This is a genomic window from Reticulibacter mediterranei, assembly GCF_016587455.1.
In genome coordinates, this window is sequence record NZ_BNJK01000002.1 from 751697 (window position 1) to 764848 (window position 13152).

A 13152-nucleotide genomic window follows, 5' to 3' on the forward strand; every position below is an offset into this window, starting at 1 on the left:
CACCCTTTCATTATCATCGTGGAAAACGAGGAAAAGAAGCGATTTATCGTACGATCTGGTAGGGGCGGCAATTCATTGCGCCCAATGTGTCTCTCAGCTCCATGAACGGCGCACCACAACCGAGCCAACCAGAATCGCGACAATTGCGGTGCCAATCAGCACGGTCATATCGGTTGAGAAGCCGCTCAGGTCGGGATAGAACAGTGCCTGCCGCATGCCGTCGATGGAGTAACGGATCGGGTTAAACGCGCTGATGTTGCGCAACCATTGTGGCAGGAAAGCGATTGTCGTAAAGCCGCCACCCAGGAAGAAGAGGTAGGTTGCCAGCACAGACGAGGCCATTACGATATTGCGGGTGCCACGTAGCAGCGTGCCAACAATCGCACCAATCCCGGCTGCGCAGACGGCGGTTGCCACAAAGAGAGCTGCCAGCGCTCCCCAGTGATCGGCCGGTGGCGAGATAAAGCCGGCAAGCAAACAGAGTCCCACTGCCGGAATGAGCGCGACAAGCGAGGCGATCAGGCCACCTAGCAGGCGTCCAGCTACCAGCATCCAGGCGGGGACAGGCGCGAGAGCCAGATGTTTTCCCGTGCCGCGCTCAACATCTTGCGCACACAGAAGGGCAGTCCCCAGCAGGCCCGTATTGAGGACCAGCAGCACAAAGACAGGCAATACCTGATAGCTCAGAAAATCAACGTTCGTCTCTCTTAGGTCATGCTCATCAATGCCAATATGATACGGGTTGGGCGCTTCCTGCTCTGGTTTGGCAGGTGCGGCCCCCTGCTCTTCGTCCTCCAACGCCAGCACGGGCGCGTCGAACTGTCCCACAGAACGCTCCACGCTGCGGCGGATATCGTCGGCGAAATCAATATCAACGTTGTTCAGGATCAGGCGCAACTGGGCCGCATGGTTGGTAGCTTTCTGGTCGAAATCGGGCGGAATAACGATGATCGCGGCAATTTCCTGGTCGGTAAGCTGTCGTTGGGCCTCCTCCATCGTCGTCTCGCTGAGATAATAGGCGTCGGTGTCGGCCTCGATAATCTCTGCCATGCGCTTGGAATATGCCCCTTGCGATTGAATTACCAGCGCGACCGGCTCCTGCGTGACCGTTAAAGAGAGAACGACGAGCATTATAGCCATGCCGATTGGCGGAATGAGGGCGCTGGCGATTGCAATTGGCATACGCCGCCAGAGCAGCAGATCCAGCCATGCTAGAGACCACATACCCCGCAGCGCTCCAACACAGGCTCCTAACGCGGATTGAAGTGCGAGGACAAATGGTGCAGCGGTAATATGCTTGCTTGCAGAACGACGTTTTTTTCTAGTCGGCAAAAGCAATACCCCCATTCCTGACTCTTTCCTTCTTATTGTACCATCTCTTTTGCCTCCTCGTCTTTCAGCAATACTTGCGTTGCCCAGAAAATGGGTAATATTACCGATATATCTTTTTGTAGCTTCTTCTACACTATAGATTGTGAGTAAGAACCAATCAAAAGTGTATATGAATAAGACAGAGTAGTATTACCGTAAAATAAATGCGACAAAACAGGAGATTTTTTGTGCAAAAAGAGATCCATCAAATCCGTCTTCAGCGTTTTCAGAGCGAATTATATGGCCGATTGGTGTTGCCCCACTCCCCGGAATATGAAGAGGCGCGTAAAATCTGGAATGGGATGATCGATAAACATCCAGCAATGATTGTGCAGTGTGTGAATGATGCCGATGTCATCAAGGCCGTTCGGTTCGCGCATAGTATGGACATGGAGGTAGCCGTTCGTGGTGGCGGCCATAACGTCGCCGGAACCGCGCTTTGTGACGATGGTATGGTAATCGATCTTTCACCAATGAAAGGTATCACTATTGATCCTGTCAAGCGGACAGCACGAGCGCAGGCAGGTATGACGTTAGGTGAGTTTATCAGCGCCACGAGCAAATATGGGTTGGCAACGACGACCGGGATTGTCTCCGATACCGGGCTATCGGGCCTGACGCTGGGTGGCGGCATGGGTTGGCTGATGGGCAAATATGGGTTGACCGCCGATAATCTGCTCTCAGTGAAGATCGTCACCGCCGATGAAGAACTGCTGACCGCCAGTCCGACGAAAAACGCCGAGCTATTTTGGGGTATTCGTGGCGGCGGCGGCAACTTTGGCATCGTTACCACGTTCGAGTTCCAGTTGCACCCCGTTCAAAAAGTGCTAGCAGGCCTCGTAGGCTATCCAATCACAGCGATAAAAGAAGTATTGCAGTTCTATAGAGAGTTTAGCGCCATCTCCCCCGATGAATTAACCTTGTATGCGGCCATCATCACCACGCCGCACGGTATGCCTATTATCAATATCGCCGCTTGCTACTGTGGCGATATGCAGGAAGGGGAGCGCGTGCTGGCACCTCTACGGGCGTTTCGACCTCCCCTGTTTGATACCATTGCGCCAACTGAGTATCTCGATTTTATCCAGATCTTCGATGCAGAATCTCCGCGTGGCCTCAACTATTACGAGAAAGACGCTTCGTTGCCAGAACTCAGTGATGCAGCCATTGACGCTATTGTCGAACATGCAACACATCGCACGAGTCCCCGTTCGCAAGTAATTATTCAGCATATTCATGGCCACGCCAGCCGGGTTGATCCCGAAGCCACAGCTGCCTATGCCTTGCGTGGAGAACAATATCTCGTGGCGATAGATGCTACCTGGAAAGAGCCGCTGCTAGCCGAGAACGTGCATATCCAATGGGCCAGGAAGTTCTGGTCTGCCTTAGAGCCGTTCTCGCAAAAGAAAGCCTACATCAACACGCTCAACGCGGGAGACGAGCGGTTGCGCGCCTCATATGGCCCCACCTATGATCGCCTGGTTGCCCTCAAAGATCAGTATGATCCGACCAACTTTTTCCACTTTAACCAGAACATTCGTCCCAGCCAGCAAAGGCGCGACGAGAGCGCATAAGATCGAGATTGGGCGGCCTCTTCCACGCGGTTTCCGCATGAAGGCCGTCCACTCGATCGCCAGGACCACTCTGCCTGCTCGTTTGTCGGCCCAGACGAGCATCAGAGAGGCCTTATTTTACCTACCTATTCTCATCATATCCTCTATTTCTGGTAATGATCCTCCTCATTTGTGGCTCTCAGTTTCGTTTCAGGCTATTCACAGGAAGGACACACATGAGTATGCTATGCTGGTAGCGTCAATAAGCCTTAACAAAATAAACCTTCTGTCGTCATCTCGCGATTATTGGCGCATCCGGCAATTGAAGGAGAATGGTTATGGGCAAAGAAGATGTTGGGTTCACCCGTAGCGACAAGGGGGACTGGGGGTCTTGGTGGGGGCCTTGCGCTTGTCGCTCTTCACATACCATTTTCATCTTCTTTGCAACGTATACCCCAAAAGCGACAAGCGCAAGGCCTCCGCAACCCCTCCACACCGCCCCTTGTCGCTACAGGTGAGGAGAGCCGTCTCTCCCCGGAACATTTGCCGTATGCATTAATTATCACCTGACTGCGAAAGAGGGACAATAAGAGGAGAGAATGGATCTATTATGGATGTTGCGTCTCTGCTGGGGGTACTGGCCGTTTTTGCCTTGATTGCTACCAATGGCTTCTTTGTGGCGGCCGAGTTTGCCCTGGTCAAAGTACGAGCAACGCGGATCGACCAGCTGGTGAACGAGGGCAAAAGTAGTGCGCGGATCGTTCAACAGCAGGTTCAACACCTGGATACCTACATCGCGGCAACGCAACTGGGCATTACGCTGGCGAGCCTGGCGCTGGGCTGGATCGGCGAACCGTCGCTGGCCCATCTGCTGGAACCGATCTTCGCCTGGATCGGTGGTCCAGTTGAACAGTTTGCCCATAGCATCACCATTATCATTGCCTTCTCGCTGATTACCGCTGGGCATATCATCCTGGGCGAACTGGTGCCGAAAGCCATTGCGCTCCAACGCGACGAGGGCACGGTGCTATTTACCGCACGCCCCCTCCACTTTTTTGCGTACATTTTTCGCCCGATCATCATTTTTATGAATAGCATCGGCAATAGCATTGTACGAATGCTTGGTATGAGTATGGCAAGCGAGCATGGCGCGATTCATTCGCCCGAAGAACTCGAAATGCTGGTGATACAGAGCCGTAAAGCTGGCGTGCTGCAACAGCAAGAAGAGGATCTGATTCGCCACGTGTTCGACTTTGAGGAGACCACCGCGCGCCAGATCATGGTGCCGCGAACCGAGGTGGTCGCGGTCTCCGTCACTAGCTCCCTGGCAGAGTTGCAGGTTTTGATTACCGCCCAGCGCTACACTCGCTATCCGGTATATGAGAAGAGCATCGACACAATCATCGGTATGGTGCATTTGAAGGATCTCGTGGAATATATCTCTCCGCAGGTGCAAACCTTTGATCTGCGCAAAGTTGTGCGCCCGATCCTTGCTGTGCCAGAAAGCATGTCGATTGGCGCATTGATGACGCAGATGAAGAGGCAGCGGACGCATATGGCGGTAGTGATCGATGAATATGGCACGACAGCTGGCATTGTGACGCTTGAGGATATCGTCGAGGAGCTGGTCGGCGAGGTGCAGGACGAATTTGACACGCTCAAAGAGGGGGTGCGCCGCGAGATTGAGATCTTGCCAGATGGTTCCAGTTCGATTGATGGGCTGCTGGCACTTTCGGACTTCGAGGAGCGTTTCGGCGTCAAGATACCGGAGAGCCACGTGCAGACCATCGGCGGCTATATCTTAGAGCGCGAGGACCGCATCCCCACAGTGGGCGACACGTTGCGGCTCGGCTCGTATCTGTTGCATGTGGATGAGATGGATGGACGCCGCGTGGCTCGGGTGCGGGTTGAGCCAGCAAAACGTCCGTCGAACCAGAATGGCGCAACTCCCGAAAATGATGTACACTAGAGATATACACGAAAAGTGGGATTTCTACAGTTGTTATGCTCACATGCCATCAGGACGGGAGAGACAGGGATGCAACAATCTGCTGGACAGCGCTGGGCAACCTTCGACTGCTACGGTACGCTGATTGATTGGGAGACCGGAATGAGACGGGCGCTGGAGACGATTGTGCCCGGCAACACATCACAACTCTTAGCGCAGTATTATGAAATTGAGAAGCAGGTAGAGGGGGAGCAGCCGTTCCGCTCGTATCGCAATGTGCTGGCGGAGGCGCTGCGTCGTTCGGCCAGAAGTACCGGCGTCATGCTGGCCTCCGGTGCTGAGCATGTGTTGGCGAACACGTTACCTGACTGGCCCGTTTTCCCGGATGTTGGCCGCGCTCTTAGCGGCTTGCGTGCAGCAGGGTGGAAGTTGGCGATTCTGTCAAATGTCGATCGTGATCTGATTGCTGGAACGGCTCGTCACCTGCCTGTCGTCTTTGATGACATCATCACCGCCGAAGATGTGCGCGCCTACAAACCTTCGCTCAACCACTTTCGCCGTTTCCGCGAGAAACACCAACTAGCCGACGAGAATTGGGTGCATGTCGCGCGCAGCTATTATCACGACATCGTCCCGGCGTCGCAGCTTGGTATTCGGCGCGTCTGGATCAATCGCAGCCGCGAGACCGCCCCTGAGCAACTGGCTACCGTCGAACTGTCCAATCTGCTCACCCTGGCTCCTACACTGCAACAACTGTGCGGATAAGTAACCATTTTCAAGGAGGGATTCTTCGCCATACCTCTCCATACAGCGGGATCTCTCCTTGAAATGATTTATCTACCTGTTATCTGTGGATCTACAATTACTGCATACAACTCCCAACAAATCATACTTGCTCATGACCTGGGGGTCTTCCGCTTATCTAGGGAATTATGAAATGAATGAGTTAGCTGCCCTAAGCCCCAATAGTGCCTGTCTTCACTTCTCCGGCTCGCTCATAATTGGCGAAAATCGCACCATTTGGCGTCACCAAACTGTCTGTTAAGGTAAAGGCTGCCGGAAGAGTGCCCTCACGAAATAAACGCTTGCCGTTGCCGAGTGTAACGGGGAACGTCTTCAACCACAGCTCATCAACTAGATCATGTTTGAGGAGTGTCTGGATCAGGTTGCCGCTGCCGTGAACTTGGATATCAGAGCCTTCTGAATTCTTGAGCTTTTTGATGTCATCGACGCTTTTCAGAAAAACTGAGTTTTTCCAATCTGATTTGTCCATGGTATGACTCATCACATATTTTGTGACGTCATTGATGCCAGGCCAAAGGTCTGCATGCTCAGGCCAGTAGGAAGCAAAAAACTCAAATGTTTTCCTCCCTAAAAGAAGATCTACAGGCTTCATATATTTTGCCATGAACTCACCAGCCGCTTCGTCAGCTTCGACAAAATACGGCGTAGTCCAACCGCCATATTTGAAGCCGTCGGAAGTGTCTTCGTCAGGTCTACCAGGAGCTTGCATGACGCCATCAAGCGTGAGGAACATAGAAACGATAATTTTTCTCATGAAAAGCATTCCTTCTCAATTGTTGGGTGATGGGAGAAAGGCGCTGCCTAAAAGCTCTCTCCTCTGGATCTCGTGTTCATGTGTCCGCGACAAAGCTCTGCGCGTTTCTTCTCTGCTCGGCTCCACATGACGAACGTTGCTCGCTTTCAGAACATAACATGAGGGCACGAGAAAAACTTCTCCCATCTTGCTCACTTCTCAAAGAGACGATCTTCCGCGAGCGCAGAGCTGGGAGTGGCTGGGTGCTTTGTAGTTCTATGCATGGAGACGCTGCACTCTATCAAGCGGTCAATGGCCGTAAAGAAAATGCCCTGAAAAGCCTGGGGCTGGCACGAGCAACCTTCGATCCGTCAAGAGATGATGGTCCAAACTATCTTGCCTGGAGCGAGGATCTACTCACGCTTTTCGAGGGGCGAACGCTCTATTTCAACGGCGACACAAAAACGGCTTACGAGATTATGACGCGGGTAATCGACCCAAACACATTTGAGCCGAAAATGGCGTGGTTCACAAAAGATACGAAACCGCAGGCGCTCAACTTTTTGACGCAAGCATCCTTAAAACTGCCCCAGAAGGACATGCAGCTCTCTATTAAGCTCTCGAAAGCGGGACTACAAAGCACCATCGAGACGCGAAGCGAACAACGCTATGATGAGGTGCGAGCAAGCCTGGATATCATGGAAGCAATCTGGATCGGCGAGCATCACATAGCGCAACTGCGCCCTTTAATGCAATATTGGCGATGAAAGTAGATACCATAAAATAATATCAAGATCTTTTCTAAGAGTGTGCCTGGCTACCAGGAAGGGGAGACGACGGGCGCAATGATTGGTGCATCCGGCAGTTGAACGGGGGAATGGGGAGGGTTAGAAGATGTTGGGTTCACCCGTAGCGACAAGGGGTGCTGGGGGGTCTTGGCAGGGGCCTTGCGCTTGTCGCCCTCCCCAGGCCGATTCATCTCTCTTTGCTCCCAATATCCAACGGCGACAAGCGCAAGGCCCCACAACCCTACCACGCCGCCCCTTGTCGCTACGAGTCTCCCAACATCCTCTAACCTTCCCTGTTTTATTTCCTGAAAGCGCTAACAATTGCGCACCCCCTGCTCGATAAATCGCGCAATTACAAATTTTGCACGAAAAATTCATCGAATCCTATCCTGGCTTAGAGCATTGGTCAGGGACTATCACGACTGGTGACAGGCCGGCGATGACGACCGTCAGAATGTGAGATGCCATCTCTTCTGCCGGGATGCTCTGGTCTCCACGACTCCATTGTGCGGCGGGACCGAAGATCGCCCAACTGATGACCTGGGCTGTGGTTTCTCTCATCTCCTCTCGCAAAGGAGCAACTACTGGAGCCTGCTGGAGCCATCTCAAGAGGAGTTCATAGAGTTCCTGCTGGATCGCTATCTCGAAGAGCGGCTCATACTGCTGATCGGATGGCCTGTGATAGTAGCGAACGAGCGCCAGAAAGTCGAAGACGGCCAGTATCAGCCGGTGCAAGGTCTCCCTCTGCAACGTGGAGGAGTCCGGGAGCTTGCATGCGAGGGCGCGTTGAAACTTCTCGCGCAACCAGCACTCCACAAGCGCATATTTGTCCTCAAAATGTGCATAAAATGTGGCACGATTGACGGTGGCACGCGTGGTAATCTCTAATACAGAAACGGAATGGATATTCATCTTTTCCTGAACCAGCGCCATGAACGCCTGTATGAGCAACTGGCGGGTACGCTGCACGCGTGGGTCGCTGTCATTGACGGCTCTGGACATCTTGCTCCTCGCAATCTTCCACACCCTTGAGAAAACCAACACATTCCTCCTGATGTTGCCTATGCAACGATCCGGCCTCTTTGCTGATTGCTCAAAGCGTAGACATATCTTATCCTTAACAACAGTGTAGTATACACGAAAATGTTGTTTATACAACACTGTTGCATATGGAAATTGCATCATCTATTGGGATGAATGGGGCTAACTCTACAAGTGCCCCAAATTATTAACATATAAGGAGATATCTTTATCATGGATACAGAAGCAATACAGGCAATTCTAGCGAAACCGAATGAAGCCATCATTGCGACGAACCGCCCGGGGAAAGGGTCTCAGCTCTCGCCTGTCTGGTTTGTATGGGATGGAGAAGCTTTCCTCTTTACCACCCCCAAAGCGACTGCCAAATATGCCAACATTGTGCGTGATCCGAACATCTCACTTATCATCAATGATACTATTGCGCATGTTTGTGTGTCTGCTTATGGACGAGCTGAGATCGTTGAGGTAGAGCGTTATCCTGAGCTTGTCAATGCGCTCGTGGAGAGATATATGCCAGTTGCAATGCGTGAGCGAGCTGCTGCTGGTATCCAGGCCCGTGCAGAGCGCGTGGTCATTGTACTCAAGCCGGAAAAGATGATTGGTTGGTCTGCCTCTGTCGCATCAGCATAGATAGAGCGACGGCAAATCCTGTTGATAAGAAGGGAATATGTGCTAATGTCAGCGTTAACTATGCAGGCAATTCGCGTCCATCGCTATGGCGGACCCGAGCAGCTCAAGCTTGAACAACAGCCGCGTCCGGCAGCTCGGGAAGGAGAAGTACTGGTGCGGGTTCACGCAGCTGGGGTAAACCCTATCGACTGGAAAACGCGTCAGGGCTTCATGAAAGATTTCTTTCCCATGACGTTTCCCTATATTCCCGGCATCGATGTTGCTGGAGAGGTCGAAGGCGTTGGTTTCGGTGTAACAACACTGAAGATCGGTCAGGCGGTCTTTGGCCGGTGTACAACAGGAACTTATGCGGAATATATCACCGCTTCGGAGGAGCTTCTTGCGCCAAAGCCCTCAACGGCCAGTTTTGCTGAGGCCGCCGCGATCCCGACCGGCGCAACGACCGCCTGGCAAGCGCTCTTTGATGAGGGCAATCTTCAGGCCGGCCAGCGGGTGCTCATTGTCGGAGCGGCTGGTGGACTGGGAGCGTTCGCTGTGCAACTGGCGAAATGGAAAGGCGCGCAGGTGATCGGCACGACTTCTACTGCCAATCTAGAGTTTGTTCGCTCTCTTGGCGCGGATCAGGTTATCGATTACACAACGACACAGGTTGAGAGTGTGGTTCAGGATGTGGATCTCGTGCTCGATGGAGTCGGGGGAGCATCTTTGTTCAGTTCTCTGACCACCATCCGACGTGGCGGGACATTGATCTCGCTGGCAGAACAACCGCCGCAAGAACAGGCCCGCGCGTGTGGTGTTCGTGCAATGATGATTGCCGCCAGGACTGATCGCTCCATCCTCCAGACGGTGGCACAATTGATCGATGAGGGACAGCTCAATGTCATTGTTGGGAAGGCTTTTTCTCTCAGCGAGGCGCAACAGGCCCATGAATGCAGTCAGAGCGGACATGGACGCGGCAGGATTGTGCTACACGTCAATTGAGCGCAAACAGGAAGCTTTTCGCTCGCTCGTTATGATGGACGGGCGAGCGAGCGGAGATGAAATGATTGATAATCGACGCATTCGGTGAGACTTTTATTGGTCTTGCAGAAATTGTATTATTTATGCATTCACTCGACCCACTTGATAGCAGGCAAGGATGTTGCCAGAGCCTTGCCAGGTGCGTGTGGCGATGAGTTTGAGAGATACCGGCGGGCGGCCCGTGAACAACGGTGTCCCCTCGCCTGCGATCACCGGAAAAATCGTGAGGTGCAGTTCATCGACCAGATCATGAAGCATGAGATCGTTCCAGAGCATACGACTCGCAAATGTGAAGATGTCTCTGCCCGATTGCTGTTTGAGCGCGGCAACCTCCTGGTATACTTCTGTCCCTCTGACGATGCGTGTCGTCTTCTCCCAGGGCGCTAAATCCTCGTGCGTGATCGTGTTTGAAACCACGATTTTCTCGACAGACTCCATCAGTCCTGCAAATTCCCGTCTGATCGCGGTAGCATTCGGGTCATTCGGCACACCTGTCCAATACGCTTTGTTGCCTGAAAAAGACGTGCGCCCGCTCAACAGCAGGGTATCGGCGGCACGCAGCCGTTCAGTATTATAGTGATCGAAGTGTTCATCCCCTGAGTAGTCTTTATGAAAATAGTCGAAAAGCGTGTCGAGATTTCTCCCCTTCCCTTCGTAATAGCCATCCAGCGATACCAGGCTGCTCACAATAAGTTTACGCATAGTCGTTCTCCTCTCTTCGGCTCATCAAATGCACGTAGGAGGAGTGTCGCATGCTTCATTGGAAAAAACTTCTCTGATCTTGCTCTTTTCCTGCAAGCCTTTTTATGCCCTGCTCTTTTTTACTGATATCGCGGCCCAGAAACCTCTATCGTAAGATGACGAATAGATGACAAAAGGCGGTATAGATGTTCATGTTGCTGTCACTTGCACAGGGTACACTGGTGACAACAACGATATGAGAGAGGAGAAATTCATCTATGTCGCATCCATTTCGTTTTGGCGTAACTACCGCGAATATTCGTTCACATACAGATTGGATCACAAAGGCCCGCAAAATTGAGGAACTGGGCTATTCAACCCTGCTCATACCTGACCGGGTGAGCAGTGGCCTCTTTGCGCCGTTCACCGCACTTGCTGTCGCAGCGGAGGCCACGACAACGCTCCGTGTCGGCAGCTACGTGTTTAGCAATGATTATCGTCATCCCGTCATTCTCGCTAGAGAAGCTGCCAGCCTCGATATGCTCTCCAATGGCCGCTTTGAACTTGGTCTGGGAGCTGGCGTTTCGGGACAAGAATTTCAACAGATGGGCATTCCCTATGCCAGTGCCGGAACACGCGTCGAACGGCTTGGAGAGAGCATCAAGCTTATCAAACAGTTGTTCACGCAGGAAACGGTCAACTTCAGCGGGAAGCATTACGCTGTCAGCAACTTGAAGGGACAGATCCCGCCCGCCCAGACGCCACATCTGCCCATTCTTGTCGCTGGTGCTGGAGAGCGTATGCTCAAGTTGGCGGCCAGAGAAGCGAATATCATTGCTATTGGTTCCAAAGTTGGTAGGGGCGGCGTGGACCCGACCGATCCCCCGTTAGAGCAGAAGCTCGCCTGGATTAGAGAAGCTGCCGGTGAACGCTTCTCTGAGCTGGAATTGAGCCAGACCATTTACAATATCGAGATCAGCGACAGCAAGGCCGCGCCCTCATCCGAACTGGGCTGGGCCTTTGCCGGTAAGCAATCGCTCAGCACGGAACAGGCCGTCGAGCAATTGTTGGAGGCGCGCGACCGCTACGGCTTCTCTTACCTGCAAATCTACGAGGGACAGGTGGAAAACTTCGCTCCTGTCGTGGCTCGTCTGGCCGGGAAGTAAAGCTGCGAACGTCACCCGAAAATGGCAGGGGCGATGGCTGGTCTTCGCCCGGCGTTGCCCATCAACGCGCCTGGGGAGGGCGAAGACCAGCCATCGCCCCTGCCATTTTCAACCATCCTGGGTGAAGGAATATTGCTTAGGAAAACGCCCTTTAAAACAAACGATGGGCCATCTCGCCTAGCACAACGGTTGCTTTAAGTGGGAGCCGTTGCCAGGCTGATTGGGCCAGTTGATAGATTGGATTGCGCCCCTCAAGCAGCGCAATTGCTGACTCGCGGGGAGCGGGATAATAGTAGCGATAGAGCCACTTGCGCTCCGTTCCCCATTTGCTCTTAAATTCTGATAAACCTGAATTATTCGTTGGCACTTCGCCAAAGTCGTAATACCGAAATCCTTCAGAGCAGGCATCGTGAATTGCGCGCCAGTGCAGGGCGTCGTTGGGACGAAGATCCTGGTCTTCACGCCTCCATCCACTGAAGGCATAAAAGACCGTCTCGCCCGCCATCAGCAGCAGCAGTCCCGCTATCGTCTTTGTCTGGCCTGCCGAGCATTGTTTCGCCAGCAGTAATCGCAGCAGGCCGCGCGCGTGCAGGCGTTGCCAGGCGATCTGGAAGAAGCTAAACGGGCGTGGAGGAATAACGACCCGGCGCATCACATCCAGGTAGAGATCGTACCATGCACGCAACTCATTCTCAGTTTCGGCCTGACAGACCACAATCCCCTGCTTCTCCGCCTTCTTGACCGCTCGCTTGATCTGAGCGTGATTGCGTGAATTGCCGAAGCGCAGGAGGTCGGGCCGCTCCGGAAGGGCCAATTGGTATGTTTCGCGCCAGGGTGTGCCAATCAGACCATCCACCTGTCCATCGAGCTGATTGTTGAGCAGCTTGATTTGCAAACTGGCCCCATCGTACGTCCGAACCCGCTCTATAGCCGCTGTCGTCAGTTGTGTCATAGCCCGATCATTGCAGGCAAGCGGACCCGCTACTGGCGTACGGGGCAGCGACGAGAAGCAATGGCCGCTGAGCAATCCCTGCGTATGGAACAGAGGAAGGATGCCCAGCAAATTTCCATCTGCATCCTCACAGGCCAGATGCAGTGGTCGATATTTGTATGCCTCCTCCAGCACCTCCAGCCAGAGCGGATGGTGATAGATTAAACCGCCCGGCAAGCTGGTGAGCAACTCTTCCCAGCGCTGATCTCTGCCCGGATCTATCTCGACGATACGCAAGCGCGACTCTGACATTTTTTTCATCTCAATCCCTCTCCAAACATGCCAGGGTAATGTCTGGCGCTTCAAGCATACCGTTTGCTGGTCGGAACCACGTTGCCCCCGTCGTCAAGATGGCGTCACGATTCTGCACGCTGGCGATCTTTCCGGTCATGTTCTATGGACATGCGCCCTAAAATACTACTGCTT

Annotated in this window: 14 protein-coding genes; 7 read left to right on the forward strand and 7 right to left on the reverse strand. The window is 53.1% G+C overall.

Annotated elements, in window-relative coordinates; translation table 11 throughout:
- Positions 1-93: 93 nt before the first annotated feature.
- Positions 94-1347: an ABC transporter permease gene (locus K3T83_RS41605; RefSeq protein ID WP_220209041.1), complete on the reverse strand. Its 1254-nt coding sequence runs from the start codon at positions 1345-1347 to the stop codon at positions 94-96.
- Positions 1348-1559: 212 nt separating this feature from the next.
- On the opposite strand from K3T83_RS41605, the gene K3T83_RS41610 reads away from it, so the two are divergent.
- The 3 genes from K3T83_RS41610 to K3T83_RS41620 all read left to right on the forward strand — a co-directional run bounded on the left by K3T83_RS41610 (position 1560) and on the right by K3T83_RS41620 (position 5637).
- Positions 1560-2945 carry an FAD-binding oxidoreductase gene (locus K3T83_RS41610; RefSeq protein WP_220209042.1) on the forward strand — a complete coding sequence of 462 codons (1386 nt, stop codon included), beginning with the start codon at positions 1560-1562 and terminating at the stop codon, positions 2943-2945.
- Between the two features lie 589 nt (positions 2946-3534).
- A complete protein-coding gene (locus tag K3T83_RS41615; RefSeq protein ID WP_220209043.1) occupies positions 3535-4893 on the forward strand; it encodes a hemolysin family protein in 1359 nt (452 codons plus the stop codon).
- Between the two features lie 69 nt (positions 4894-4962).
- Positions 4963-5637 (forward strand): haloacid dehalogenase type II, encoded by a 675-nt coding sequence (locus K3T83_RS41620; protein WP_220209044.1) that lies wholly within the window; start codon positions 4963-4965, stop codon positions 5635-5637.
- A gap of 190 nt (positions 5638-5827) precedes the next feature.
- On the opposite strand, the gene K3T83_RS41625 is transcribed toward K3T83_RS41620, so the two are convergent.
- Positions 5828-6430, reverse strand: a complete 603-nt coding sequence (locus K3T83_RS41625) for a dihydrofolate reductase family protein (RefSeq protein WP_220209045.1) — start codon at positions 6428-6430, stop codon at positions 5828-5830.
- A gap of 242 nt (positions 6431-6672) precedes the next feature.
- Between K3T83_RS41625 and K3T83_RS41630 the strand changes: the two genes are divergently transcribed.
- Positions 6673-7176 carry a hypothetical protein gene (locus K3T83_RS41630; RefSeq protein ID WP_220209046.1) on the forward strand — a complete coding sequence of 168 codons (504 nt, stop codon included), beginning with the start codon at positions 6673-6675 and terminating at the stop codon, positions 7174-7176.
- A 50-nt stretch (positions 7177-7226) separates the two neighbouring features.
- Here the strand turns inward: K3T83_RS41630 and K3T83_RS41635 are convergent, their stop codons facing one another.
- Positions 7227-7445 (reverse strand): hypothetical protein, encoded by a 219-nt coding sequence (locus K3T83_RS41635; RefSeq protein WP_220209047.1) that lies wholly within the window; start codon positions 7443-7445, stop codon positions 7227-7229.
- 136 nt (positions 7446-7581) lie between these two features.
- Complete coding sequence (locus K3T83_RS41640; RefSeq protein ID WP_220209048.1) at positions 7582-8199, reverse strand: TetR/AcrR family transcriptional regulator; 618 nt, start codon at positions 8197-8199, stop codon at positions 7582-7584.
- Between the two features lie 252 nt (positions 8200-8451).
- Between K3T83_RS41640 and K3T83_RS41645 the strand changes: the two genes are divergently transcribed.
- Both K3T83_RS41645 and K3T83_RS41650 read left to right on the forward strand, forming a co-directional pair.
- Positions 8452-8868: a pyridoxamine 5'-phosphate oxidase family protein gene (locus K3T83_RS41645; RefSeq protein WP_220209049.1), complete on the forward strand. Its 417-nt coding sequence runs from the start codon at positions 8452-8454 to the stop codon at positions 8866-8868.
- 45 nt (positions 8869-8913) lie between these two features.
- The gene (locus K3T83_RS41650) at positions 8914-9849 is read left to right on the forward strand and encodes an NADP-dependent oxidoreductase (protein WP_220209050.1); all 936 of its coding nucleotides are present in this window, start codon (positions 8914-8916) and stop codon (positions 9847-9849) included.
- Between the two features lie 120 nt (positions 9850-9969).
- Here the strand turns inward: K3T83_RS41650 and K3T83_RS41655 are convergent, their stop codons facing one another.
- Positions 9970-10590, reverse strand: a complete 621-nt coding sequence (locus tag K3T83_RS41655) for a dihydrofolate reductase family protein (protein ID WP_220209051.1) — start codon at positions 10588-10590, stop codon at positions 9970-9972.
- Between the two features lie 257 nt (positions 10591-10847).
- Between K3T83_RS41655 and K3T83_RS41660 the strand changes: the two genes are divergently transcribed.
- Positions 10848-11735, forward strand: coding sequence for a TIGR03621 family F420-dependent LLM class oxidoreductase (locus K3T83_RS41660; RefSeq protein ID WP_220209052.1), 888 nt, complete (start codon positions 10848-10850; stop codon positions 11733-11735).
- 151 nt (positions 11736-11886) lie between these two features.
- Here K3T83_RS41660 and K3T83_RS41665 read toward each other — a convergent pair whose 3' ends face one another.
- Both K3T83_RS41665 and K3T83_RS57440 read right to left on the reverse strand, forming a co-directional pair.
- The gene (locus tag K3T83_RS41665; protein WP_220209053.1) at positions 11887-12987 is read right to left on the reverse strand and encodes a lipid II:glycine glycyltransferase FemX; all 1101 of its coding nucleotides are present in this window, start codon (positions 12985-12987) and stop codon (positions 11887-11889) included.
- Position 12988: 1 nt separating this feature from the next.
- Positions 12989-13117 carry a hypothetical protein gene (locus K3T83_RS57440; RefSeq protein ID WP_268963555.1) on the reverse strand — a complete coding sequence of 43 codons (129 nt, stop codon included), beginning with the start codon at positions 13115-13117 and terminating at the stop codon, positions 12989-12991.
- Positions 13118-13152: the final 35 nt, after the last annotated feature.

What these genes read in the sequence shown, in the direction of transcription:
- K3T83_RS41620 (WP_220209044.1), top strand. Translation starts at nt 4,963, where the DNA reads ATGCAACAATCTGCTGGACAGCGCTGGGCAACCTTCGACTGCTACGGT.
- K3T83_RS41650 (WP_220209050.1), top strand. Translation starts at nt 8,914, where the DNA reads ATGTCAGCGTTAACTATGCAGGCAATTCGCGTCCATCGCTATGGCGGA.
- K3T83_RS41640 (WP_220209048.1), bottom strand. Translation starts at nt 8,199, where the DNA reads ATGTCCAGAGCCGTCAATGACAGCGACCCACGCGTGCAGCGTACCCGC.
- K3T83_RS57440 (WP_268963555.1), bottom strand. Translation starts at nt 13,117, where the DNA reads ATGACCGGAAAGATCGCCAGCGTGCAGAATCGTGACGCCATCTTGACG.
- K3T83_RS41615 (WP_220209043.1), top strand. Translation starts at nt 3,535, where the DNA reads ATGGATGTTGCGTCTCTGCTGGGGGTACTGGCCGTTTTTGCCTTGATT.
- K3T83_RS41645 (WP_220209049.1), top strand. Translation starts at nt 8,452, where the DNA reads ATGGATACAGAAGCAATACAGGCAATTCTAGCGAAACCGAATGAAGCC.
- K3T83_RS41605 (WP_220209041.1), bottom strand. Translation starts at nt 1,347, where the DNA reads ATGGGGGTATTGCTTTTGCCGACTAGAAAAAAACGTCGTTCTGCAAGC.
- K3T83_RS41660 (WP_220209052.1), top strand. Translation starts at nt 10,848, where the DNA reads ATGTCGCATCCATTTCGTTTTGGCGTAACTACCGCGAATATTCGTTCA.
- K3T83_RS41625 (WP_220209045.1), bottom strand. Translation starts at nt 6,430, where the DNA reads ATGAGAAAAATTATCGTTTCTATGTTCCTCACGCTTGATGGCGTCATG.
- K3T83_RS41655 (WP_220209051.1), bottom strand. Translation starts at nt 10,590, where the DNA reads ATGCGTAAACTTATTGTGAGCAGCCTGGTATCGCTGGATGGCTATTAC.
- K3T83_RS41665 (WP_220209053.1), bottom strand. Translation starts at nt 12,987, where the DNA reads ATGAAAAAAATGTCAGAGTCGCGCTTGCGTATCGTCGAGATAGATCCG.